Consider the following 23,864-nt stretch of genomic DNA (forward strand, 5'->3'; position numbering starts at 1 on the left):
TGTTCGATAAAAGGGGAATATAAGAGTGAATAAATCTCAACTGATTGACAAGATTGCAGACGGTGCTGATATCTCCAAAGCCGCTGCTGGCCGTGCGCTGGATGCTTTCATTGACGCCGTTGGTGAAGCCCTGAAAGAGGGTGACCAGGTTGCTCTGGTGGGTTTCGGTACTTTCGCCGTGCGCGAGCGTGCTGCCCGTTCTGGCCGTAACCCGCAAACTGGCGCGACCATCGAAATCGCCGCTGGTAAAGTTCCTGCCTTCAAAGCCGGTAAGGCCCTGAAAGACGCTGTCAACTAAGTCCGGGCGCTGATATCACATCGGCCACCGTCCTTGGTCGCAGACCAGACAAGTGAGAGGGCTCTCCCTCATACTGATTGACCAAGGCGCATCGCAATCGGTGCGCCTTTTCATTATTTACGCCCATCGAGTACGGGAGCATAAGTACAAACATGATGTTGGATAAACTACGCGAAGGGGCGCAGGGCAAGGTAGCCAAGGTTATCTTGGGCCTGATCATCCTCTCCTTTGCCTTGGCCGGTGTAGGTAGCTACCTCAATGGCCCGGCACGTACCGCCCCCGCCACCGTCAACGGCAATGAGATCAGTTCGGCTGCGCTGGAAAATGCCTATCGCAACGAGCGGGCCCGCATGGAATCCCAAATGGGGGAGTCTTTCAGCCAGTTGGCCGCCAATCCCGATTACATGAAGCAGTTCCGCCGCGGTGTGCTGGACCGGCTGATCGATCAGGCCCTGTTTGACAGCAAGGCCCGCGAGCTGGGTCTGCGCGTCAGCGACGAGCAGATCAAGCAGGCCATCGTCGCCATGCCGGAGTTTGCCGAAGATGGCAAATTCAACAATGACCGCTACCTGCAGCTCATTCGTCGTGCCGGCATGACCCCCGAGATGTTCCGTGACTCCCTGCGCCAGGACATGGTGCGTCAGCAGCTGATGGGCGCCTTGCTTGGCTCCGAATTTGCACTCAAGGGTGAAGCCGAGCAGCTCGACCGGATCTACAACCAGACCCGGGATCTGCGCCTGGTACGTCTGGCTGCCGCCGCCTACATGGGGGATGTTCAAGTCTCCGATGAGGAAGTGGATCAGTACTACAAGACCAACAGCGCCCGTTTCATGAACGACGAGAAGGTCAAGGTCGACTATCTGCTGCTGGATGCCGCTACCCTCGGCAAGGATATCAAGGTCACCGAGCAGGATGCCCAGGATTACTACGATCAGCACCAGGACCTGTTCCAGCGTGCCGAGCGTCGTCACGTGGCGCATATCCTGATCCCGTTTGGCAAGGACGAGAAGGCGGCCGAGCAGAAGGCTGACGCCCTGCTGGCACAGGCCAAGGGGGGCGATGATTTTGCCGCGCTGGCCAAGGCCAACTCTTCCGACACCTTCTCCGCCAAGAAGGGCGGTGAGCTCGACTGGTTCGAGAAAGGGGTGATGGATCCGGCATTCGAGAAGGCGGCCTTCGCGCTGGCCAAGGCGGGCGATCTCTCCACCGTGGTGAAGAGCCCGTTCGGCTTCCACGTCATCAAGCTGCTGGGGGTTGAACCGGCCCAGACCAAGCCGTTTGCCGATGTGAAAGCGGAGACCATCAGCCGTCTGCAAGCTGACAAGGCCAAGGAGCTGTTCTTTGCCGAGCAGCAGAAGATGGCCGACAGCAGCTTCGAGAACCCGGATTCGCTGGACTTGACCGCCGATGCCATGGGTCTGAAGGTCATCTCCTCTGACTACTTCAGTCAGGCCGATGCGCCGGCACCGCTCAATGATCCCAAGGCGCTGTCCACGGCCTTCTCCGAGCAGCTGCGCGATGACAACACCAACTCCGACGTGATCGAGCTGGCGGATGGCAAGGCCCTGGTCATGCACATCACCGGCCATCAACCGAAAGCGGCCAAACCGCTGGCGGAGATCAAGGAGCAGGTGATTGCTGCCATCAAGCACGACAAGGCCAGTGAAGTGGCCCGTGGCAAGGCGCAGGGTCTGCTGGACAAGCTGAAGGCCGGTGAGAACATCCAGGCCGATCTGACTGCACTAGGTCTGAAGGTGGAGACGCACAAGGGCGTTGCCCGCTTCACTCAGGAGATGGATCAGAACCTGCTGGCACAGGCGTTCCGCATGCCTCATCCGCAGGATGGCAAGCCGAGCGTCGAGCTGGTGACCGAAGCCAATGGCGATCGCGTCGTGGTGGCCCTGGACAAGGTCAACGTGACCAAGGAGCCATCCCAGATGGTCAGCCTGCTGCAAGGCCAGCTTGGCCAGGGCAAGGCTCAGGTGAGCTACAAGTCGCTGATCGACGAGCTGCGCAAAGCTGCCAAGATCGAGTACTTCACCGATGTGGAAGCCACAGTCGAATAAACCCGACCGGTTGCAACCCATTGAAAACGGCCCCGTGATGGGGCCGTTTTTTTATCTGCAGGATTGGTGCTGGGGTCGTTATGTTGGCTGCGTTGGCTGCGTTGCAGTGCAGAGCAAGCTTGATCGTCAGCCCGGCCATAAAAAAACCGGCAATCGCTTGCCGGTTTTTTCTATTCAATCGCCTGGCTGGCGAGGCTTATACCACGCCCTGAGTGCGCAGGTAATCCTCGTAGGTACCGCCGAAGTCGCGGATGCCGTTCTCGGTCAGCTCCATGATGCGGGTCGCCAGGGACGACACGAACTCACGGTCGTGGGAGACGAAGATCAGGGTGCCCTGATACATCTCCAGCGCCAGGTTCAAGGATTCGATGGATTCCATGTCCAGGTGGTTGGTCGGCTCATCCATGATCAGGATGTTGGGACGCTGCATCATCAGCTTGCCGAACAGCATGCGACCCTGCTCGCCACCGGAGAGTACCTTGACTGGCTTCTTGATGTCGTCCTGGGTGAACAGCAGACGACCCAGCACAGAGCGCACCGCCTGCTCGTCTTCGTTGGCCTGTTTCCACTGGGCCATCCAGTCGAACACGTTGAGATCTGTGTCGAAGTCCTCGGCGTGATCCTGGGCGTAGTAGCCGATCTGGGCGTTTTCGGACCACTTGATGGTGCCGCTGTCCGGTGCCAGCTCGCCCATGAGGGTCTTGATCAGGGTGGATTTACCGATACCGTTGGTACCCAGAATGGCGACCTTCTCGCCCACTTCCAGCATCATGCTCAGGCCCTTGAACAGGGGCGCCTCACCATAGCCCTTGGCAACGCCTTCCACTTCCAGGATGTTGCGGTACAGCTTCTTCTCCTGCTCGAAGCGGATGAAGGGGTTCTGACGGCTGGAGACTTTCACTTCCTCAATCTTGATCTTGTCGATCTGCTTGAGGCGGGAGGTAGCCTGGCTCGACTTGGAGGCGTTGGCGCTGAAACGGGAGACGAAGGATTGCAGATCGGCGATCTGGGCCTTCTTCTTGGCGTTGTCGGAGATCAGACGCTCGCGGGCCTGGGTGGCCGCCGTCATGTAGTCGTCGTAGTTGCCGGGGTAGACGCGCAGCTCGCCGTAGTCCAGATCCGCCATGTGGGTACAGACGGAGTTCAGGAAGTGACGGTCGTGAGAGATGATGATCATGGTACTTTCACGATCGTTGAGCACCTGCTCCAGCCAGCGAATGGTGTTGATGTCCAGGTTGTTGGTCGGTTCGTCCAGCAGCAGGATGTCGGGGTTGGAGAACAGTGCCTGTGCCAGCAGCACCCGCAGCTTCCAGCCCGGCGCCACTTCGCTCATGGGGCCGTTGTGCAGCTCGATGGGAATGCCGGCACCCAGCAGCAGCTCGCCTGCGCGGGCCTCGGCGGTGTAACCGTCATACTCGGCGACCAGACCTTCCAGCTCGGCGGCCTTCATGTAGTCGTCGTCGGTGGCTTCCAGGTTGGCGTAGATGGCATCGCGCTCGGCGATGGCGGCCCACAGCTCGTTGTGGCCCATCATGACCACGTCCAGCACGCGCATCTCTTCGTAGGCGAACTGATCCTGGCGCAGCTTACCGATGCGCTCATTGACGTCCAGGCTCACATTACCGCCAGTGGGCTCAAGGTCGCCACCGAGGATCTTCATGAAGGTGGACTTGCCACAGCCGTTGGCGCCAATCAGGCCATAGCGGTTGCCGCCGCCAAACTTGACGTTGATGTTCTCGAACAGCGGCTTGGCGCCGAATTGCATGGTGATATTGTTGCTGCTTAACAAAGGATGTGTCCCGGGTTGTCTGCCAAATGGCGCGCATTATGGCACAGATCCCCCGAAAGTTTTAGCAAGAACTGTGATCCGCCCCCATTGCGCATAGGTTGCCGCTCATGATGGGCGACCATGAAAAAAGCCGGCACTGGGCCGGCTTGCAAAAGGGGATCCGCGCTTAGTGGGCGGTGGCGCTGGAGGCGCCCAGCCCGGTTTGTGAGCGGACGAACTGGGGCAGGAACTTGGCGTGCTCGTCGGCCGCATTCTGCGACTTGTCGGTGACCGAGAACAGCCAGATCCCGATGAAGGCCACTGCCATGGAGAAGAGGGCAGGGTACTCGTAGGGGAAGATGGCCTGGGCATGGCCCAGCACCTTCACCCACACGGTCGGGCCCAGGATCATCAGGCTGACCGCACTGACCAGCCCGAGCCAGCCACCGTAGACGGCGCCGCGGGTGGTCAGACGGGACCAGAACATGGAGAGGAAGAGCACAGGGAAGTTGCAGCTGGCCGCGATGGAGAAGGCCAGGCCCACCATGAAGGCGATGTTCTGCTTCTCGAACAGGATCCCCAGACCGATGGCGACCACTCCCAGCACCACTGTGGTGTACTTGGAGACGCGCAGCTCGTCGGTTTCGTTGGCCTTGCCCTTCTTGATGACGCTGGCATAGAGGTCGTGGGAAACCGCCGAGGCGCCCGCCAGGGTCAGGCCCGAGACCACCGCCAGTATGGTGGCGAAGGCGACGGCCGAGATGAAGCCGAGGAACAGGCTGCCGCCGACCGCATCGGCCAGGTGAATGGCCGCCATGTTGGTGCCGCCCAAGAGGGCGCCGGTGGCATCCTTGAAGGCCGGGTTGGTGCTGACCAGCAGGATGGCGCCAAAGCCGATGATGAAGGTCAGTATGTAGAAGTAACCGATGAAGCCGGTGGCGTAGAACACGCTCTTGCGCGCTTCCTTGGCATCGCTCACGGTGAAGAAGCGCATCAGTATGTGGGGCAGGCCGGCGGTGCCGAACATCAGGGCCAGACCGAGCGAGATGGCGGAGATGGGATCGGCCACCAGACCGCCGGGGCTCATGATGGCGATGCCCTTCTCATGCACCTTGACCGCTTCGCTGAACAGGGCGCCTATGTCGAAGTTGACGGACTTCATCACCATGATGGCCATGAAGCTGGCACCGGAGAGCAGCATCACCGCCTTGATGATCTGCACCCAGGTGGTAGCCAGCATGCCGCCAAACAGCACGTAGAGCACCATCAGTATGCCGACCAGCACCACGGCGACGTGGTATTGCAGGCCGAACAGCAGCTCGATGAGCTTGCCTGCCCCCACCATCTGGGCGATCAGGTAGAGGGCGACCACCACCAGGGAGCCGCTGGCGGAGAGGGTGCGCACCTCGGTCTGCTTGAGACGGTAGGAGGCCACGTCGGCAAAGGTATATTTACCGAGGTTGCGCAGCCGCTCCGCGATCAGGAACAGTATGATGGGCCAGCCCACCAGGAAGCCGATGGAATAGATGAGGCCATCGTAGCCCGAGGTGTAGACCAGGGCCGAGATGCCGAGGAAGGAGGCGGCGGACATGTAGTCGCCGGCGATGGCCAGCCCGTTCTGGAAGCCGGTGATGCGACCGCCCGCGGCATAGTAGTCGGAGGCCGAGCGGTTGCGCTTGGAGGCCCAGTAGGTGATGAACAGGGTGCCCGCCACGAAGATCACGAACATGACGATGGCCGAGATGTTGAGGGGTTGGCGATGGACTTCACCGGTCAGCGCGTCGGCCGCCAGCAGGGGGGAAGAGGCCAGCGAGGCCAGCAACAGCAGAGACTTGCCTTTCATGATTGCACTCCCTTGAGGATCTTCTGGTTCAACTCGTCAAACTCGCCGTTGGCACGGAACACGTAGATGCCGGTCAGCACGAAGGAGGCGAGGATCAGCCCCACCCCGACCGGGATGCCACGGGTGATGGTGGAGCCTTGGCTCAAGGGGGTGCCGAGCCAGCCGGGGGCAAAGGCGATGAGCATGATAAAGGCCAGGTAGAGCCCCAGCATCAGGATGGAGAGAGTCCAGGCGAAGCGCTGACGCTTGGCGATCAGCTCCTGGAAGTTGGGATCTTGCTGGATCCGAAGATAAGGTTGCTGTTCCATTGCAGTTCTCCATGACATTGAGTGTCAGCGGTGGATGAAGGGAGGTCCCTACCGAGCAGCAGACCTGCTCATGTAAGTGAAATGTGAATTAAATGTTATTTATGAGCAATTAGACTTTGGGATAAGCCAATGGCCCGCCTTGGGTCAGGCGCAGGTAGATGAGGGCGGCCGTGATGGCGTCACTCAGGGCGTCGTGGACGGGCAGGGGAGGCAATGCCAGGTGCTGGCAGATGGCGGCCAGATGCAAGTCGATGGCGGCGTCGGGATAGCGCCGGTAGAGGCTGTCATGATAGAGGCGGCTCACCTCTATGCCCCGCTGGGGCAGGGTCACCCCCCATAGTCTCTGGCAGGCCAGGTTGAGAATGCGCAGGTCGTAGGCGATGTGGTAGCCCACCAGTTCGCGCGGGCCGATAAAGTTGAGCAGCAGGCGCAGCGCGGCTTCCAGCGTCAATCCCTGTTGCAGATCCTGATGGCGCAGGCCGTGGATCACCACGGATTGCGCGCTCAGACTGGCGGGTGGCTGCACCTTGAGGGTGAGCGCCTCGCCGGTCAGCAGCCGGTTGCCCTGGATGCGCACGGCGCCGATGGAGACTATCTCCGCCCGCTCGGGATCCAGGCTGGTGGTCTCGAAATCGAGGGCGATCCGCTCATCGCCCGGCGGTGCGGCGAAGAGCGGGGCGAACTCTCCCTCACGGAAGGCGCGACCAAGCCAACGGCGTCGCCAGTGGTTCCACATGCCTATTGTCTCAGACGAAAGTGCAAGGTGAGCCACTGCTGGAACTTCTTCACCTGATGCAGGGCGTGGCGCAGCAGATCCCGCTCACCATGAGCGAGTTCGGCGACCTGCACCCGGCTGTCGCCATCCTTGAGCTGGCTGCGCAGCCGCAGTCGCACAAACAGCCGGAAGGCTTCCGCCAGGTTGGCGCCATAGTCGGGGCTGAGGCGCCCCGCGGCCACCAGGGCGTCGATCCGCCCCAGGGTCGAGGTCTCCAGCACTTCTGCCTCCAGGGCCAGCACGCGCAGGCCGTGCACCAGAGGGAAGAGGCCGCCGCGCTTGAGATCCAGCCCCTCGGGGGCCTGCTCCAGCCGGCCAAAGAGGGTGAGGGGGGTGTGGAAGGCGACCGCTGCCCGGGCCATCTCCGCCAGCAGATCCGGCCTGTCGGCCAGGCGCTCTCTCAGGTGGCGAGCGAGGGGGGCGAGCAGGGGGCGATCCCCCATGATGGCCTGGGCATCGGCCAGGGTGGCGAGCCACAGCAGGTCGGCCTCGCTGGCCCGCACGCATGCCTGCTCTATCTCGTCCTGCCACTGCCGGGCACCCTTGACCCACTCCGGATTGCTGACCATCACCTTCCCCGGGCAGGGGGGATAGCCGAGCCGCGCGAGCAGGGCGCTGAAGGCGGCCAGATCGGCCTGGCGGTCTGGCCAATGCAGGCCATCCGGCAGGATCAGGGCGTTGTCCTGATCGGTTTTCTGGATCTGCTCGCCGCGCCCCTCCGAGCCCAGCATCAGCAGGCATACCTGCTCCTGCACCTCGGGGGGGATCACCAGGGCGAAGGCCTTGGCGATCAGCTGCTCGTTGATGGTGGCGATGAGCTTCATCAGAAAGAGGGTATGGATCCCCTGGGCAAACAGGGTGCGAATGAGTTGCTGCTGTTCCCTGGCCACCGCCTCCAGGGCGCTCTGGCTGTCTGCCCGGGCGATGCGCAGGGTCAGCACGTGGGAGTGGGTGGAGAAGAGCCCCAGCACCTGGGTCAGTTGCAATATGCCCGCCACCTCGCCTTGTTGCCAGATGACCAGCCGCTTGATGCGATGACGGGTCATCAATAACAGGGCATCGAACAGGTAACTGCCCAGCGGCAGGCCGATGAGCGGTGTCGGGGTCAGCACGGCGAGTGGCGCCATCAGCGGCAGTCCCTTCAGGGTGAGGGCGTGCAGCAGTGTCTTGCGGGTCGCCAGGGTCAGGCTGCCATCCGGCGCCGGGTAGAGCAGGCAATCCGTGCCCTTGGCCACCATGGCCTCGGTGGCCGCCAGCAGGCTGAGCCGGTTTTCGACGACGAGCGGCGCCTGCAGATGGCCGGGTTCGATGCGGGTCAGGATAAATTCCGCCAGATTCTTCTGGCCCAGCTGTTCCCGTTGATCCTGCTGCTGCTGCCGCTCGACCAGATTGGCGGTGAAGTAGCTGGCCAGCGCCGGCGCCTGCTCGCAGAGGGCCAGAAAGGTGTGGCGGGGGATCAGCTGGCAGAGGGTATCTTCCAGCGCCGTGAAGCTGTGGCGACAGCGGCCGTCAAACTGGGCGCGCACGTCGAACAGATCATCGACCCCGTAGTCACCGAAGTGGTGGTGAGGCGCCGACTCCTCCACCGCCCCCTTGATGACGAGGTAGAGGCCGGGTGGGACATCACCGGCGTTGAGCACCACCTGGCCCGCGCGGAAATAGCAGATGGAGAGGCTCTGTGCGAGCCGCTGGCGCTCTTCGGCGCTCAGGCTGTCAAACGGCGGGCGGGCAAAGTTGAACAGGGTGGTCATGGCAATCCTTGGCCGGTGGCGTCAGGTCAGTCTGACAAAGCGGTAGCGTCTGAGCCAGCCGACTTTAGTCGCACGCCTGCGGCAGTGGGAAACTGGGCTCCTTGCTGTACCTGGCGATAACACTCTGATAACGTGGTGGTATGACCAGTGAGTCAATAACAGGGATCAAGGAGAGGACAAGGGAGATGGAAAAACCAAGGGTCAAGTGCGAGATCCGGGACGGCATCGCCGAAGTGATGCTGGCGCGGGGGGACAAGCTCAATGCGCTGGATAGAAGCATGTTCGGCGCCATCGACGAGACGCTGACGCAGCTCGCGCAGCACAAGGGGTTGCGGGCGGTGATCCTGCACGGTGAGGGGCGCGCCTTCTGCGCCGGACTGGATGTGAAATCCATGCTCAAGCAGCCGGTGGCGGCGCTCGACATCCTCAAGCGCGAGGCGGATGAGGCGACCAACCTGGCCCAGCGGGTGGCTTACGGCTGGCATCAGCTGCCGGTGCCCGTGATTGCGGTGACCCAGGGGGTCTGTTTCGGTGGCGGCCTGCAAATTGCGCTGGGGGCCGATTTTAGGTTCAGCACCCCGGATTGCCGCTTCTCGGTGATGGAGATCAAGTGGGGCATCATCCCCGACATGAGCGGCAGCGTCACCCTGCGCAACCTGATGGGGGTGGATACCGCCATGGAGCTGGCCATGAGCGGGCGTGAATGCGATGCGCTGGAGGCGAGATCCCTCGGGCTGGTGAGCAGGGTCTGCGAGGATCCGCTGGCAGAGGCGCGGGAGTTTGCCAGGACGCTCATCACCAAGTCGCCGGATGCGCTGGCGGGGATCAAGCAGCTCTACAACCAGGCCTGGGCCCGCAGCGACGAGGCGATGCTCAAGGAAGAGACCCGGCTGCAAAAGCAGATCCTGGGGCGCCCCAACCAGTGGCGCGCCACCCTCAACAGCCTGTTTCACTGGCGCTTGCCATTCGGGCCCAGGCGCAACGCGCTCTGAGCGGCCAACCGTACCCCAGACTGATGCAGAACAAATGAAAATGGCAGCCGAGGCTGCCATTTTTGCTGGGCATTGCGTTCAGGATACTTTGCGATCCGGCTCGAACGGGTGGCCGGCCTTCTCTTGCTCCAGGTTGTCTTCGGAGCGGTGGCCCATCCAGTAATCGGCGTTCTTGATGCCGAGCTTTTCCGGGTGGAACACGGGATCCAGTCCCTTGGCCTGCTGGGCTTCATAATCCCGCAGGCAGGCGAAGGCGGTCTTTTGCAGCAGCAGGATGGCGATGATGTTGAGCCAGGCCATCAGGCCGACCCCGATATCACCCAGACCCCAGGCCAGATCGGCGGTCTTGACGGTGCCGTAGACGGTGGAGGCCATCAGCGTCAACTTGAGCATGAAGGTCAGCCAGGGACGGTTCACCTTGCGATTGATGTAGGCGATGTTGGTCTCGGCTATGTAGTAGTAAGCGACGATTGTGGTGAACGCGAAGAAGAACAGCGCTATGGCCACGAACATGCTGCCAAAGCCGGGCATCATGCTCTCCATGGCGGTCTGCACATAACCAGGCCCTGCGGCTATGCCGGCTATCCCCGTGTAGAGGGCGGCACCATCCGGTCCCTGCACGTTGTAGAGGCCTGTGATGAGCAGCATGAAACCGGTGGCGGAGCAGACGAACAGGGTATCGATATAGACGGAGAACGCCTGTACCAGACCCTGCTTGGCCGGGTGGCTCACCGCCGCGGCGGAGGAGGCGTGCGGCCCTGTGCCTTGGCCTGCTTCGTTGGAGTAGACCCCGCGCTTGACCCCCCACATGATGGCCAGACCCAAAATGGCGCCAAAGCCGGCATCAAAGCCGAAGGCACTCTTCCAGATCAGCAGGATCACGCCCGGCAGGGCCGTGATGTTGAGGGCTATGATGACGCAGGCCACTATGATGTAGCCCAGCGCCATGAAGGGCACCACTGTGCTGGCGAAGCTGGCGATCCGCTTCACACCGCCGAAGATGATGAAGCCGAGCAACAGCGCCAGACCGGCGGCGGTGACGTTCGGATCGATATCAAAGGCGGTCTGCAGGCTGGAGCCGATGGAGTTGGCCTGCACCCCCGGCATCAGCACGCCGCAGGCGAAGATGGTGGCGATGGCGAAGGTCCAGGCATACCACTTCATGCCGAGCCCTTTCTCTATGTAGAAGGCCGGGCCACCGCGGTATTCGCCGTTGATCTTCTCCTTGTAGACCTGACCCAGGGTGGATTCCACGAAGGCGGAGCTGGCGCCGAGGAAGGCGACCATCCACATCCAGAACAGGGCGCCCGGGCCACCGAAGGTGATGGCGGTGGCGACCCCGGCGATGTTGCCGGTACCGACCCGGCCGGCCAGCGTCATGGCCAGCGCCTGGAAGGAGGAGACGCCGGCATCCGTGCTCTTGCCATCAAACATCAGCCGGATCATCTCCTTGATGTGACGCAGTTGCAGGAAGCGGCTGCGCAGGGAGAAGTAGAGGCCTACCCCCAGACACAGAAAGATGAGCGCTGGGCTCCAAATCACCCCATTGATGGCATTGACGATCTCATTCATGTACAACAACTCCTTTGTCGTGCTGTCTTGGCGGGGTCTGCGCCCCGCTCCCTTAAAATAGTGAGTGACCAAGGGGGCCACTCAATGGTGTGCGGAATGTTCAACTGCCAAGTCCGCGGGTTTTAACATATCCATTTGTTCATGGGCTTCCCAGTGAAATATGTTGTCGGCTTGTTAATTTGTGAATTGACATTAACAAATGGTCGATTTGACTGGACACGATACGGCGCAACCCCTTTATCATCGCCATTTGCTCCTGGATGGATTGGGGTGGCTGAGACAGAGCAAAATGGAGGCCAAAGATGAAGATGGAAAGAGAGGGGTGGCAGATCCGGCCCGCCGGGCAGGCGGATGCCGATGCCATGGCGCAGCTGTTCGGGCAGCTCGGCTATCCGGCCAGCCCGGCCGAGGTGGGAGAGCGCTGGGGCAGGCAGGATCCTGCTAGCGAGGTGCTGCTTGCCTGTGATGGGGATGAGGTGGCGGGTGTGCTGGTGTGGCACCGCCTGCGGCCCTTGCATGTTGCACCAGACTGGGGCCTGATCTCGGCGCTGGTCGTCGATGAAGGTGCAAGGGGGGCGGGTGTGGGGGCCGCCTTGCTGGCGGCGGCAGAAGCCAGCGCCCTGGCACAGGGCTGCAGCCAGCTGGAGCTCTCCAGCAGTCTCAAGCGTGAGGGGGCCCATCGCTTCTATCTGGCGCAGGGCTATCTTGAACGCCCAAAACGGTTCGTGAAATCATTCTGATCAGCAAGAGGAGTCCATGTGTTCTGGTCCAGGTTATGGAGTCTGTTTGGTGGTGCATCCCGGCAGGAAGAGAATGCCCCGGGTGCGTTGGAGTGGCAGCAGGCGCTGGCTGCCGTGCCCATTTTGCAAGGATTTACCCACAGCGATCAGTTGCGGCTGGTTGCGCTGGCGCAGCAGTTTCTGGCTCGCAAGACGCTCACCCAGATTGGCGTAGAGCTCACCTCTCGTCAGCAGGCGGTGCTGGCCCTGCAGGCCGTGCTGCCCATTTTGCATCTGGGGCTCGACTGGTATCGCGGTTTTCACGAAATCATCCTGATCCCCGAGCCAGTGACCCGTCGTCAGGAGGTGCAGGATGAGTTCGGTCTGGTGAGCGAGTGGGAAGAGGAGAACGCCGGGGAGTCCTGGCCGCAGGGGCCGCTGGTGCTGGCCTGGAGCGAGCTGCAGCAGGATGGGGACTGGGACGGTTTCAATCTGGTGATCCACGAACTGGCGCACAAGCTCGACATGCTGGGGGGGGAGGCCGACGGTGCGCCACCACTGCCGGCAGGCATGGATCCGCGCCAGTGGACCCAGGCGTTGCAGGGGGCATTCGATGCCATGAATGCCCAGCTGGCCCGCCATGAGGTGACCGCCATCGACCCTTATGCCGCCGAGCACCCGGCCGAGTTCTTTGCGGTGTGCTGCGAGAGTTTTTTTACCGATCCGCTGCGCCTGCGTGACACCTATCCCGCCGTGTATGAGCAGTTCGTGCTCTTCTTCGGCCAGCAGCCGGCGACGCGTTTCCCGGCCACCCGGCTGCTGGCAGGGGAGCCTGAACTGCAGGGTTGACACGCTCTGGCTTGCCAACGGCAGATAAACAAAAGGCACCCCTGAGGGTGCCTTTTTGCATGGGCGCGAGGGCCTGGGGCTGCGCTTACGCAGCGGCCTTGAGCTGCACGGCAGCGGCTTTCTTGTGATCGCCAATCGGCAGCACGGTACGGCCAAATTGCTCGTTGATCACGGTGGCCATGGCCAGGTAGATGGCGCTGGCGCCGCAGATGATGCCTTCGAAACCGGCGATGGTGCCGATCAGGGTGCTGCCGGTGAAGTCACGGGCGGCCAGCAGGAAGAACAGCACTGTCAGGGAGGCGAACACGAACTGCTTCACGCGCGGGTAGTTGACGGTGCCAACCAGCATGAACAGGGTGAACATGCCCCACATCAGCAGATACCAGCCCATGTAGGCGTGGGGAGTGGCTTCGGCCAGACCCATGGTCGGCATCACCAGCAGGAACACCAGGCTCCACCAGAAGGTGCCGTAGGAGATGAAGGCGGTGACACCGAAGGTGTTGCCACGCTTGAACTCCATGATACCGGCGATGATCTGGGCCAGACCGCCATAGCACAGGCCCATGGCCAGGATCATGGCGCTGATGGGGAAGAAACCTGCGTTATGTATGTTCAGCAGAATGGTGGTCATACCGAAACCCATCAGACCCAGAGGGGCAGGGTTGGCCAATTTTTCGCTCACGTGGCGTTCTCCAAAAATAGAGGTGGGGGTTGATAAAAGACGCGCGATTTTAGGCAGGCTCTTGGCCCCGAGCAAGAGGGGGAACCGCAGAAATGGTAAAAAAACTACACGAAATTTTACCCCATGGACCATTCGTGCCATTCAGGTAGATGGCAAGTGAATGAATCGCGCCGACAAGGTTGATTTTTTGTATTGAAAACGCGCTTTGTGAAAGTAAGCAACATAGGACGTGGGCATGTTTGACTGCTGCATCTTGTCCCTCTTTTTATTGCCTGAGCGGTGCTCTGTAGTTCGAAAAATAGTCTGATATGCCATCAGACAAGAGTGTGCCACTACCATATGAGGCTGGGACAGATCTCGGCTCATGTTGGGTGCAAGCCGGTTTGGCAGGGACACAGAGAAGAGAGATCATTGCTGACAACGGGACAACGGGAGTGGGGCATCCGGGGAAGGGGCCGGATCGTCGCACCGGCGCCAGCAGCCTGGCCCCCCACAGCGCCGCCATATGGTGGCGCTTGGGGGAAAATGGTCGCTGTGGGCAAGGCGGGGCGATGCGAAAAGACAACAGGCATGGTGAGCAAGGGGGGAATCCTCTCGGCCCCCCGCTGTTGGTCAATCATCCAGGGTCAGGACGACCTTGGCATCCTTGTCTGTCTCCTTGACCTGGCTGTCGAGCACGAACAGCCGCTCCGGCGCTATCCCCTGGGTATCCACCAGATACTCCTTGGTGTTCTGGGCGCGGCGCATGGCGAGGTTGCGCAGGGACTTGGCGGTGATCAGCTGCTGATCCCGCAGCAGGATCTCCGCCTGGGTGCGCAGGGCCGGGCTCGACTCATCCAGTTTCAGCCGATCGGCCAGATCCCCAAGATCCTCGTTGAAGCGCGCCTCATAGGCCTCGGACAGCGCCGCTTGCAGGGCGGGATCCTGCTCCAGCAGGGCGAGGTCGACCGGTGCACCCGTGATCTTGGCCAGCGCCCGTTCCAGCTTCTGGCGCTGCAAGATGGGGCGCTCCTCGTTGAAGTTGACCTTGCCGCGAATGTTCATGCTGAGCTTGGGCCTCTCCTTGAGGGCCTGCGCCAGCTTGGCCAGCTTCTCCTGCTGGGTGGGGGTGAGATCCGGCTCACCGGGCAGGAAGGGCAGTTCGTCCAGATCTTCGGTGCCGCCGGCCAGGGAGGCGAGCAGGGAGAAGGGGGAAGTGATGGCTTTGCTCAGGGTGTTGCTCAGCACATCCCAGAAGATGTTGCCCAGGCTGAAGTCCGGCTGATCCAGATTGCCCTTCACCTTGAGGTTCATCTGGATGACGCCATTGGCGTCGCTGAGCAGGGCGATGGCCAGCCCCAGCGGCAGATCCTTGGCCTGCTCGCTCTTGATCTTCTCCCCCAGTTGCAGCTTCTTGATGGTGATGTCGTTGTCCCCCTCAAGCCGGTTGCCCTGCAGCTTGTAGTTCAACTTCATGGATAGCTGCCCCTTGTCGATGGCATAGCCCGCATAGGTGCTGGAGTAGGGGGTGAAGGTGGTGAGTTCCAGGTTGCTGAAGGTGACGGCCACGTCCAGCACCGGCTGCTCGATCAGCAGGTTGGTGCCGCCGCGAATGGTCACGGGGGCATAGCGGTCAACCTTGCCGTTGAAGGCGAGATCCGAACGCTGGCCGGGAATGTTGCTGATATGGCGGCTCTGGCCGCTGAGGGAGGCGATGTCCACCACGAACTCCGGGCTCAGGCTGCGATCGGCAAAGCGCAGGTTGCCCTGTTCGGTGCGGATCTGATCTATGGTAATGCGGGGGGCGGGCCCGCTGGCCGGCTTGGTACTGGCGGCTTGCGGCAGCAGCAGTTGCTGCACGTTGGTCACCCTGTCCTCGTCGATCTCGATGCGGGCAAAGGGCTTGCGCAGCAAGATGTCGCCAATCTTCACCTGCTGGCTGATGCCGTCATAGTGCAGTCCGCTCAATTGCAGGTGATCTATCTGCAGCAGACGCTGATTGTCGGCCCGATCCAGCACATTGAGACGCTCGATGTCGAGCCCGCCCGTGACGTCTAGCCGGCTCAGTTCCCCCTTGGCATCGGTGGCGATGGCCAGCTTGGTGCGGCTGGCGAGCAGGCCATCGCGCACGCTGATGCGCAGCAGATCCTGCAGGTAGGGTTGGGCCCACTTGAGGGGCAGCCCTGCCTGCTTGATATCCCCGTCGAGGGTGAAGGGGGTGAGGGTGAGGGCGCCGTCAAACCCCAGCGTACTCTGGGCGTTGAGGGTGGCATTGAGGGTGAGCGGGCTGCGCTGGCCTGCCTGGCTGCTCAGGGTGCCCAGGGTGAGGTTCAGCCCGGAGAGTTCCCGCAGTTGCGGCTTGCCGCTGCTCGACTCGGTCAGCTTGAGCTCGCCCTGTTCGATGCGGGTCTGCTTGAGGCTCCAGCGCCAGGGTTTGCCCGGTGCGACCGGTTTTGCGCCCTTACTCGTTTTGACCGGTGGCTGGGGGATCAGCAGGGCCGCCAGATCCAGCTGCTGGTTGGCATCGAGTACCGCGCTGACGGCCGGTGCCTTGAGCGCTATCTTGTCGATCTGGATCGACTGCTTGCCGCCATCCATGGCAATGCCTGCCAGCGCCAGCTGCTTGAAGCGGGCAAACTCGGCCCCCTTGCTCTGCCTGAGCTGCCAGTCGTTCAGGGTCAGCTTGCCCTTGGCGAGCTGCCAATCCAGCCCCTGCTTGCCCGGCGTGAGCCGGTAATCCAGCTCGGCACTGGCCTCGCCCTTCACCAGATTGACCCTGAGATAGGGGGCCCAGAGCGGTGCGAAGGGCGAGAGCGCCAGTTTGCCCAGGCTGATCCGGCCCTTGCCTGCCCCCGTCATGATATCGAGCTGGCCGCTGGCCTTGAGCGGGCTGCGCTGGTTGAGGCTGGCGCTCAACTGAAACTGGTTGGCGTGGGCCGGCGCCGTGGTGAAATCCGGCAACTGCAATTCGAGCCCGCTCAGGGTGAGTGGCGGCACCCAGCCCGGGCTGCTGCTCTTGCGACTGTCCTGATAGCGGATATGGCCCGCGGTGGCGGCCAGCCTGGTTATCTGTACCTGGGGCGGTTCGCCGCCGGCCGGTTCGGGCGTCTGCGTGGGGGCCAGCAAACGGGCCAGGGCCTCGGTCAGGTTGAAGCGGATGGCCCCCTTGTCGTCCGGCAGCCGAACAAGCTGCACCGCTGGCCGGGTGAGGCTGGCGTCGCTCAGTATGATGGCCTTCTGGCGCCAGCTTTCGCCAAGTGCGGGGATAACCTGCAACTGCTCGAAGGCGATGATGGGTTGCTGTTTTTCATCGAGCAGTGCTGAGGGACCTATGGTGAGGGAGGGGTGACGCAGGCCGACGCTTATCTCCCCCAGAGTCAGGTTCAGACCATAATGCTTGGCCAGCCAGCCCGGCAGGTGGCGCTGGGTGAGGGTGGGGGCTTGCCATAACAGGATGAACAGGGAGATGAGCAATACGGCGCAAGAGTAAAGGACGTAGCGCAGCAGGCGGGCACGCAGGGGCTTGGGCATGAAGGTCTCCAATTGATGCGCATAGGGTACCAAAATCTCAGGCGATGATCATGGTGCCGCTTGATGCTGTACGCCGTACTTTGTCCAAAGGCGTGTCAGTCTTCCACTGCTCTGCAACGCGGCCAGCCAGGCTTCCAGCTGGCTGGCCGAGACGCTGGCCGTCAGACTGAGCAGCGCCCTGAGTTCGTATTGCTGATCCCATTTGTCCGATCGCAGCAGGCGGGCGGCCTGCTGCGGATACTGTTTGCTGAACTGGTTCAGGTAGGAGAGGTTGAGCATGGCCACTTCGCCGCGCCCCTTGAACAGCCCCTGCAGGGCACTGATGTTGTCCTTGACCAGGGTGATGTCAAAACGCTGCTTCAGCTCCGCCGGGGTGGCATTGAAATCGGCGATCCCGTAGTGATAGCCGGTTACGCCTATCAGCCGACGCTGCTCCAGGTGCTCGAAGAAGGATTGATCCCGCCCCGGTGCCTTGAGCGCAACATAGATCTCGCCTCCCAGCAGCAGGGGCCGGGTCATGCGTACCTGATCCGCGTTCCAGTCCCAGCGGATGTCCTCGAACAGCATGAGGGAGAAGCGACCGAGCGCCAGCGCCTGGTAGCGATGGGAAGCCGAGGTGGGCACGAACACGAAGCGCACATCCCGTTGAATCCCGTTGAGTTCGGCGATGAGATCCAGGGTCAGCCCGCGATAGCTGTTGTCACCCTCCTTGACCACGAAGGGGGCATAAGGGTAGCCCCCGACCTTGATCAGGGGGTGGCTCCATGCCGTGGAGCAGAGCAATAACAACCAGCAGCACCAGCGTTTCATGGGGGGCACCAGGGCGGTGAGATGATCCCAGATTCGGTTAATCTGCGCTGGTTTTCAAGCTGTTGAGGGAATTTGCACAGCGCTGCTCGGCGGCTTCCAGCTCCGCCATCACCATCTGGATGTCTTCCAGCTGTTGGCGCAGGGATTGGCGCTTGGCGTCGATGAGCTGGATCATGGAGTGAAGCTGGGTCTTGCTCGATCTGTCCGTGTCATACATGTCGAACAGCTCGCGGATCTCCGCCAGGCTGAAGCCGAGCCGCTTGCCGCGCAGGGTCAACTTCAGCCGGATCTTGTCCTTGTGGCTGTAGATGCGGGTCTGGCCCTCCCGGGTCGGGGTGATCAAGCCTTCATCCTCGTAGTAGCGGATGGTGCGCGGCGTGATATCAAACTCGTGGGCCAGCTCGGAGATGCTGTAGGTGATCTCCTTGCCGGGCAGGGGATCAGGCATCATGGTGCGCTCCTGTGGCAAATCGGGTCTGCAGTCGCTTGGGCCCAGGGAGGCCGGGCCCGCCTGGCGGGGGATCAGAGATCATGATGTGCTTCCATTGACAGCGCGGCGCGAAGCCGCAGGGCGTTGGCGTGCAGGGCCTGGCCGACTCGCGAGCCGTTGGGGCGACCGAGCTGCTCGCTCACCCACTGGCCGGTGGCGGCCAATTTATCGAGACTCACCCCTGTGCTCATGCCAAGGCCGTGCAGCAGATAGACCACCTCTTCCGAGGCGACGTTGCCGGAGGCCCCCGGCGCATAGGGGCAACCGCCCAGCCCGGCCACAGAGCAATCTATGGTGCGGATGCCGCGCTCCAGCGCCGGCAGCAGGTTGGCCAGCCCCTGGCCATAGGTGTCGTGAAAGTGTACCGCGAGCCGGCCCGCCGGGATCTCGTGCAGCACAGCATCCAGCATGGGCGCAACCGTGCCAGGGGTGCCGACCCCTATGGTGTCGCCCAGGGAGATCTCGTGACAGCCGAGATCCAGCAGCCGCTCGGCCATGGCCGCGACCCGTTTCGGGCGGGTAGGGCCGTCGAACGGGCAGGCGATGACGGTGGAGAGATAACCGCGCACCTTGATGCCGAGGCGGCGCGCCTCCAGCACCAGGGGAGCGAAGCGTATCAGGGACTCTTCCACGCCGATGCCGATGTTGGCGCGGGTAAAGCCATCGGAGCAGGCGGTGAAGAGGCCAATTTCGTCGGCGCGGGCGGCAATGGCCGCCTGCAAGCCCTGCAGGTTGGGCACCAGGGCGCCGTAGCGGGTCGGCCCCTTACGCGGCAGGACCTTGAAAAGTTCGGCGGAGTCCGCCATCTGCGGCACTTTTTTGGGGGAGACGAAGGCCCCCACCTCGATGCGCTGCAGGCCGCTCTCGGCGAGGCGCTGAACAAGCTCCAGCCGCTGGACGAGCGGCAGGGTACTGGTCTCGTTTTGCAGGCCGTCGCGCGGGCCCATCTCCACCAGGCTCACCTTGTCATCCTGCATTCCTGATTCTCTCTTCATGACCCGCTCTCTTGTTGATCCACGGCATCGGCAAAGCGCACCAGTATTGCCCCCTGACTCACCTGTTCCCCCTGTTTGCATTGCAGGGTCTCGATCACCCCATCCCGGTCGGCTTTCAAGACGTGTTCCATCTTCATCGCCTCCAGCACCAGCAGGGGTTGGCCCTTGCTGACGCGCTGGCCGGTCTCGACCAGCAGCGCCACGACTATGCCGTGCATGGGGGCCGTTGCGCCCTGTGCGGCGCCACTGTCCTGATCATGATGCAGCTGATGGTGCTGATCATCGGCGCAGAAGCGAATGCGCTGGCCATCGAGCAGCAACACGCATTCGGTGGCGGTCAGCGTCTGGACGGGGTAGCGCTGCCAGCGCCCTGCCTGCTGGAGGTGGATATGATCGGCGCCCAGCTCGCAGGGGAGTGATCCCCCCTGCCACGTCAGCGTACCGGCGCGCTCGGACAGGGTCAGCATCCGGGCCTCGTCGCCGATGCGCACCGCCGCCGTCCAGTGCCTGCCGGCCCCCAAGCGAAAGCCGCGGGCCTGTTGCCAGGGGGAGTCGTCGGCACTGCGGCTGGCGAGCCAGAGGGTGGTCAGCGGCCAGGCCAGCTCAGGGATGGCTTGCGGCTCGGTGGGGATGGGCCACTGGGTGTGATGGCGCATGGCCAGCACGTCCGGCTCCTGACACAGGCGCAGCAGCAGCGCCCCGTTGTGTACCAGGGGGCCCAGCTCCAGCGCCGCCAGCGCATCGGCCAGGCTGGCAAAGGCCTCGGCGCGGCTCTGGCCGTGGGCGATGAGCTTGGCAATCATGGGATCGTAATAGGGGCTCACCTCATCACCGGCGGCGACGCCGGTATCGATGCGCACCCCCTTGGGCCAACTGAGCCAGGCGATGGGGCCGCTGGCGGGCAGGAAACCGGCCCCCACGTCCTCGGCGTAGAGGCGCGCCTCCACCGCGTGGCCGCGCAGCACCACCTCCTCCTGGGTGAGCGGCAGCGGCTTGCCTTCGGCCACCGCCAACTGCCAGGCCACCAGATCCTGGCCGGTGACGGCCTCGGTGACCGGATGCTCCACCTGCAGGCGGGTGTTCATCTCCATGAAGAAGAACTCATCCCCGCACAGCAGAAACTCTATGGTGCCGGCGCCTCGATAGTCGATGGCCCTGGCGGCGGCGACGGCTGCCTCGCCCATGGCGCGGCGCAGGCCAGGCGCTATGTTCGGCGCGGGGGCCTCTTCGATCACCTTCTGGTGGCGGCGCTGCAAGGAGCAGTCTCTGTCCCCCAAGTAGATGGCGTTGCCGAGGGTATCGGCAAACACCTGCACCTCCACGTGGCGGGCGCGGGCCAGATAGCGTTCGAGCAGCACATGATCATCCCCGAAGGCGGCCTGCGCCTCGCGTTTCACCGCCGCCAGCGCAGCGTCGAATTCATCGATCCGATCGACCCGGCGCATCCCCTTGCCACCGCCGCCGCTGGCGGCTTTGATAAGGAGCGGGAAGCCGGTCAGCAAGGCCTGCTCGCGCAGCCATTCGGGGCGTTGATCCGCGTCGTGATAGCCGGGCAGCACGGGCACGCCGGCCGCCAGCATCAACGCCTTGGCCCCCGACTTGTCGCCCATGGCGAGAATGGCGGCGCCGCTCGGGCCTATGAAGCGCAGGCCACGCTGTTCGCAGGCGGTGGCAAAGTCGCTGTTCTCCGACAAGAAGCCGTAACCGGGGTGGATGGCGTCGGCCTTGGCCTGCTGGGCGATGCGCAGCACCTTGGCGGCGTCGAGGTAGCTCTCTCGGGCGGGAGCCGGCCCCAGATGCCAGGCTTCGTCGGCTTCCCGCACATGCATGGCGCAGGCGTCGGCGTCCGAGTAGAGGGCGATAGTGTGGATGCCGAGGCGCCGGGCCGTCTTGATGATACGTACGGCGATTTCGCCGCGATTGGCAATCAGCAGGCGTTTAATCGGAGTGTGATGGGTCATGTCTCATCCTTGAAACGGGGGCGCCAGGCGGGGGGACGTTTATCGAAGAAGGCCTGCATGCCCTCCTGGGCCTCGAGTCCGACTCGCACCCGGGCTATGGTCTCGACGGTTTTCTCTTCGTGCAGGCTGGCGGTGTGGCTCTCGATGGCGGCCAGCAGCCGCTTGGTCTCCTTCATCGCTTCCGGGCCGTTGTGGCACAGGCGCAGGGCCAGCGCGCGCCCTTCGGCCAGCAACTGCTCCGGCCTGGCCAGCTGGTGCGCCACATTGAGTCGACAGGCGGTGATGGCATCGAAGGGCTCGGCGCTCAGCATGTAGCGGCGCGCCTGGCGCATGCCCATGGCGCGCACCACATAGGGGCTGATCACCGCAGGCACCAGCCCCAGACTCACCTCGGAGAGGCAGAAGCGGGCATCCTCGCTCGCCAGCACCAGATCGCAGGCGCAGACAAGGCCGAGCGCCCCGCCATAGGCCGCGCCTTGCACCAGCGCCACAGTGGGGAAGGGCAGCTCGTCCAGGGTTTGCATCAGCCGTGCCAGTACCCGGGCGTCTTCCCGGTTGTGTTCGAAGTCGGCGTGGGCCAGGTTGCGCATCCAGTTGAGATCGGCGCCGGCGCAAAAGTGCCTGCCCTCAGCCCGCAGCAAGAGGGCATGAGGCCGCTCGGCGAGGGAGTGACCGTGGAGATGGGCCAGATCGTCGAGGCAATCGAGCAGCCCCAGCATGAGGTCGGCATCGAAGGCGTTGTGGCAGGCGGGGCGCGAGAGCACCAGCTCGGCCAGCGGACCGTGACGCTCCAGGCGAAATCCTTGCTGGGCGCCGCTGAAAAGTGGATCGGACATGTCGAACTCCTTACATCCGGAAGATGCCGTACTGTTCCGGGCCTGTCTCGGCCCCCTGACAAGCGGCCAGTGCCAGCGCCAGTACGGTGCGGCTCTGGGCTGGATCTATGACGCCATCATCCCACAGCCTGGCGCTGGCGTAGTAGGGATGACCCTGCCGTTCATACTGGGCGATCACGGGCGCGCGGATGGCGTCGGCTTCCTGCTCGCTCAATGGCTTGCCCTCGGCGGCCAGCTTGTCGCGGCGCACCTGCACCAGCACACCGGCGGCCTGCTCGCCCCCCATCACAGAGATGCGGCTGTTGGGCCAGCTGAACAGAAAGTCGGGCTCATAGGCGCGGCCGCACATGCCGTAGTTGCCGGCACCGAAGCTGCCGCCGACGATGAGGGTGATTTTGGGCACCCGGCTGCAGGCCACGGCGGTGACCAGCTTGGCGCCATGCTTGGCGATGCCTTCTCGCTCGGCGGCACTGCCTACCATAAAGCCGGTGATGTTTTGCAGGAACAGCAGGGGGATCGCGCGCCTGTTGCAGAGCTGGATGAAGTGGGCGCCTTTCTGGGCGCTGTCGCTGTGCAGCACGCCATTGTTGGCGAGGATCCCCACCTGCATGCCCTCGATCCGGGCGAAGCCGGTGACCAGCGTGGTGCCAAACAGTGCCTTGAATTCGTCGAACGCGGAGCCGTCCACCAGGCGGGCGATGAGCTCGCGGGCGTCATAGGCGCGCTTGAGGCTGGTGCCCACCAGACCGTAGAGATCTTCTATCGGATAACAGGGGGCGTCGTAGGCTGAAGTGGATGAAGTGGTGTGTTCTCCCAGGTTGCCAACTAACGTACGGGCTATGGCCAGCGCATGGGCATCGTCCCTGGCCAGGTGATCCGCCACGCCTGAGTGGGCGCAGTGCACCTCGGCGCCGCCGAGGGCCTCGGCGCTGATCTCCTCGCCCGTGGCCGCCTTGACCAGCGGCGGCCCCGCCAGAAAGATGGTGGCCTGGTTCTTGACCATGATGGATTCGTCCGCCATGGCGGGCACATAGGCGCCGCCTGCGGTGCACAGCCCCATCACCACCGCCAGCTGGGGGATGTTCCGGGCCGACATGCGCGCCTGGTTGTAGAAGATGCGACCAAAGTGCTCCCGGTCGGGAAACACCTCATCCTGCATGGGCAGGAAGGCGCCGCCGGAATCCACCAGATAGAGGCAGGGCAGGCGCAGCCGCTCGGCGATGGCCTGGGCGCGCAGGTGCTTTTTCACCGTGAGCGGGTAGTAGGTGCCCCCCTTGACGGTGGCATCGTTCACCACCAGCAGGCAGAGCCGGCCCGCAATCTGGCCCAGCCCAGTGATGATGCCGGCGGCGGGCACAGGCTCGTCATAGACCTGCCAGGCGGCCAGCGCAGAGAGTTCGAGAAAGGGGGAGCCCGGGTCCAGCAGCTGGTTGATGCGCTCGCGGGGCAGCAGCTTGCCACGGGCTTGATGGCGGGCGTTGTTGGCCTCGCCGCCGCCTTGGGCTATCTCGTCGAGACGGGCATTGAGATCCTCGACCAGCGCCAGCATGGCCGAGCGGCTCTCGGCAAATTCGGGGCTCGCCGTGTCGAGGCGGGAGTGGATCCGGCTCATGCGTCTTCCCCCGTCAGTGTGTTGCTG

General features: G+C 63.0%; 19 protein-coding genes. 5 read left to right on the plus strand and 14 right to left on the minus strand.

Translation table 11 applies throughout. From position 1 onward, the window contains the following. Positions 1 to 25: 25 nt before the first annotated feature. Complete coding sequence (hupB, locus tag BN1118_RS08400) at positions 26 to 298, plus strand: nucleoid-associated protein HU-beta (protein ID WP_005315375.1); 273 nt, start codon at positions 26 to 28, stop codon at positions 296 to 298. A gap of 152 nt (positions 299 to 450) precedes the next feature. After that, positions 451 to 2,364, plus strand: a complete 1,914-nt coding sequence (gene ppiD / locus BN1118_RS08405) for a peptidylprolyl isomerase (protein ID WP_043555497.1) — start codon at positions 451 to 453, stop codon at positions 2,362 to 2,364. A gap of 196 nt (positions 2,365 to 2,560) precedes the next feature. Here ppiD and BN1118_RS08410 read toward each other — a convergent pair whose 3' ends face one another. The 5 genes from BN1118_RS08410 to BN1118_RS08430 all read right to left on the minus strand — a co-directional run bounded on the left by BN1118_RS08410 (position 2,561) and on the right by BN1118_RS08430 (position 8,809). Further along, positions 2,561 to 4,153: an ABC-F family ATPase gene (locus tag BN1118_RS08410; protein WP_043555498.1), complete on the minus strand. Its 1,593-nt coding sequence runs from the start codon at positions 4,151 to 4,153 to the stop codon at positions 2,561 to 2,563. Between the two features lie 166 nt (positions 4,154 to 4,319). Then, complete coding sequence (locus BN1118_RS08415) at positions 4,320 to 5,975, minus strand: cation acetate symporter (protein WP_043136313.1); 1,656 nt, start codon at positions 5,973 to 5,975, stop codon at positions 4,320 to 4,322. Beyond that, on the minus strand, positions 5,972 to 6,283 hold the full coding sequence (locus tag BN1118_RS08420) for a DUF485 domain-containing protein (protein ID WP_043136310.1): 312 nt from the start codon (positions 6,281 to 6,283) through the stop codon (positions 5,972 to 5,974). Before BN1118_RS08420 ends, BN1118_RS08415 begins: the two co-directional genes overlap by 4 nt. Positions 6,284 to 6,392: 109 nt before the next feature. Continuing rightward, entirely contained in the window at positions 6,393 to 7,019 is a 627-nt protein-coding gene (locus BN1118_RS08425; RefSeq protein WP_043555500.1) for a 3'-5' exonuclease, read from the minus strand. Positions 7,020 to 7,021: 2 nt separating this feature from the next. Further along, on the minus strand, positions 7,022 to 8,809 hold the full coding sequence (locus BN1118_RS08430; RefSeq protein WP_043555502.1) for a putative nucleotidyltransferase substrate binding domain-containing protein: 1,788 nt from the start codon (positions 8,807 to 8,809) through the stop codon (positions 7,022 to 7,024). Between the two features lie 185 nt (positions 8,810 to 8,994). Between BN1118_RS08430 and BN1118_RS08435 the strand changes: the two genes are divergently transcribed. Next, the gene (locus BN1118_RS08435) at positions 8,995 to 9,801 is read left to right on the plus strand and encodes a crotonase/enoyl-CoA hydratase family protein (RefSeq protein WP_043555503.1); all 807 of its coding nucleotides are present in this window, start codon (positions 8,995 to 8,997) and stop codon (positions 9,799 to 9,801) included. 78 nt (positions 9,802 to 9,879) lie between these two features. Here the strand turns inward: BN1118_RS08435 and BN1118_RS08440 are convergent, their stop codons facing one another. Continuing rightward, entirely contained in the window at positions 9,880 to 11,373 is a 1,494-nt protein-coding gene (locus BN1118_RS08440) for an alanine/glycine:cation symporter family protein (protein WP_043555505.1), read from the minus strand. A 302-nt stretch (positions 11,374 to 11,675) separates the two neighbouring features. Here BN1118_RS08440 and BN1118_RS08445 point away from each other — a divergent pair, with 302 nt between their 5' ends. Next, the gene (locus BN1118_RS08445) at positions 11,676 to 12,113 is read left to right on the plus strand and encodes a GNAT family N-acetyltransferase (RefSeq protein WP_043555506.1); all 438 of its coding nucleotides are present in this window, start codon (positions 11,676 to 11,678) and stop codon (positions 12,111 to 12,113) included. Between the two features lie 18 nt (positions 12,114 to 12,131). Then, a complete protein-coding gene (locus BN1118_RS08450; protein WP_043555507.1) occupies positions 12,132 to 12,941 on the plus strand; it encodes a M90 family metallopeptidase in 810 nt (269 codons plus the stop codon). An 85-nt stretch (positions 12,942 to 13,026) separates the two neighbouring features. On the opposite strand, the gene BN1118_RS08455 is transcribed toward BN1118_RS08450, so the two are convergent. The 8 genes from BN1118_RS08455 to BN1118_RS08490 form a co-directional block, all read right to left on the minus strand. Next, entirely contained in the window at positions 13,027 to 13,623 is a 597-nt protein-coding gene (locus BN1118_RS08455; RefSeq protein ID WP_043136288.1) for an acetate uptake transporter, read from the minus strand. A gap of 612 nt (positions 13,624 to 14,235) precedes the next feature. Then, positions 14,236 to 17,133 (minus strand): DUF748 domain-containing protein, encoded by a 2,898-nt coding sequence (locus BN1118_RS08460; protein WP_043555851.1) that lies wholly within the window; start codon positions 17,131 to 17,133, stop codon positions 14,236 to 14,238. 48 nt (positions 17,134 to 17,181) lie between these two features. After that, positions 17,182 to 17,943: a substrate-binding periplasmic protein gene (locus BN1118_RS08465; protein WP_043555509.1), complete on the minus strand. Its 762-nt coding sequence runs from the start codon at positions 17,941 to 17,943 to the stop codon at positions 17,182 to 17,184. 37 nt (positions 17,944 to 17,980) lie between these two features. Next, positions 17,981 to 18,391, minus strand: coding sequence for a MerR family transcriptional regulator (locus BN1118_RS08470; RefSeq protein WP_043555852.1), 411 nt, complete (start codon positions 18,389 to 18,391; stop codon positions 17,981 to 17,983). Positions 18,392 to 18,465: 74 nt separating this feature from the next. Further along, a complete protein-coding gene (locus BN1118_RS08475; RefSeq protein WP_156994884.1) occupies positions 18,466 to 19,410 on the minus strand; it encodes a hydroxymethylglutaryl-CoA lyase in 945 nt (314 codons plus the stop codon). Between the two features lie 14 nt (positions 19,411 to 19,424). Next, positions 19,425 to 21,389, minus strand: a complete 1,965-nt coding sequence (locus tag BN1118_RS08480) for an acetyl/propionyl/methylcrotonyl-CoA carboxylase subunit alpha (RefSeq protein ID WP_043555512.1) — start codon at positions 21,387 to 21,389, stop codon at positions 19,425 to 19,427. After that, positions 21,386 to 22,225, minus strand: a complete 840-nt coding sequence (locus BN1118_RS08485) for an enoyl-CoA hydratase-related protein (RefSeq protein ID WP_043555513.1) — start codon at positions 22,223 to 22,225, stop codon at positions 21,386 to 21,388. The genes BN1118_RS08480 and BN1118_RS08485 overlap by 4 nt, the downstream gene beginning before the upstream one ends. A gap of 10 nt (positions 22,226 to 22,235) precedes the next feature. Then, positions 22,236 to 23,837 (minus strand): carboxyl transferase domain-containing protein, encoded by a 1,602-nt coding sequence (locus BN1118_RS08490; RefSeq protein ID WP_043555515.1) that lies wholly within the window; start codon positions 23,835 to 23,837, stop codon positions 22,236 to 22,238. Positions 23,838 to 23,864: the final 27 nt, after the last annotated feature.

It is taken from the genome of Aeromonas bestiarum (assembly GCF_000819745.1).
GTDB lineage: Bacteria > Pseudomonadota > Gammaproteobacteria > Enterobacterales > Aeromonadaceae > Aeromonas > Aeromonas bestiarum.

Excerpts from the sequence above, each read along its gene's own strand:
- BN1118_RS08445 (WP_043555506.1), top strand. The coding sequence starts at position 11,676 with ATGAAGATGGAAAGAGAGGGGTGGCAGATCCGGCCCGCCGGGCAGGCG.
- BN1118_RS08415 (WP_043136313.1), bottom strand. The coding sequence starts at position 5,975 with ATGAAAGGCAAGTCTCTGCTGTTGCTGGCCTCGCTGGCCTCTTCCCCC.
- BN1118_RS08435 (WP_043555503.1), top strand. The coding sequence starts at position 8,995 with ATGGAAAAACCAAGGGTCAAGTGCGAGATCCGGGACGGCATCGCCGAA.
- BN1118_RS08485 (WP_043555513.1), bottom strand. The coding sequence starts at position 22,225 with ATGTCCGATCCACTTTTCAGCGGCGCCCAGCAAGGATTTCGCCTGGAG.
- BN1118_RS08425 (WP_043555500.1), bottom strand. The coding sequence starts at position 7,019 with ATGTGGAACCACTGGCGACGCCGTTGGCTTGGTCGCGCCTTCCGTGAG.
- BN1118_RS08470 (WP_043555852.1), bottom strand. The coding sequence starts at position 18,391 with ATGCCTGATCCCCTGCCCGGCAAGGAGATCACCTACAGCATCTCCGAG.
- BN1118_RS08430 (WP_043555502.1), bottom strand. The coding sequence starts at position 8,809 with ATGACCACCCTGTTCAACTTTGCCCGCCCGCCGTTTGACAGCCTGAGC.
- BN1118_RS08475 (WP_156994884.1), bottom strand. The coding sequence starts at position 19,410 with ATGCAGGATGACAAGGTGAGCCTGGTGGAGATGGGCCCGCGCGACGGC.
- BN1118_RS08420 (WP_043136310.1), bottom strand. The coding sequence starts at position 6,283 with ATGGAACAGCAACCTTATCTTCGGATCCAGCAAGATCCCAACTTCCAG.
- BN1118_RS08440 (WP_043555505.1), bottom strand. The coding sequence starts at position 11,373 with ATGAATGAGATCGTCAATGCCATCAATGGGGTGATTTGGAGCCCAGCG.
- BN1118_RS08460 (WP_043555851.1), bottom strand. The coding sequence starts at position 17,133 with ATGCCCAAGCCCCTGCGTGCCCGCCTGCTGCGCTACGTCCTTTACTCT.
- BN1118_RS08480 (WP_043555512.1), bottom strand. The coding sequence starts at position 21,389 with ATGACCCATCACACTCCGATTAAACGCCTGCTGATTGCCAATCGCGGC.
- BN1118_RS08465 (WP_043555509.1), bottom strand. The coding sequence starts at position 17,943 with ATGAAACGCTGGTGCTGCTGGTTGTTATTGCTCTGCTCCACGGCATGG.
- BN1118_RS08490 (WP_043555515.1), bottom strand. The coding sequence starts at position 23,837 with ATGAGCCGGATCCACTCCCGCCTCGACACGGCGAGCCCCGAATTTGCC.
- ppiD (WP_043555497.1), top strand. The coding sequence starts at position 451 with ATGATGTTGGATAAACTACGCGAAGGGGCGCAGGGCAAGGTAGCCAAG.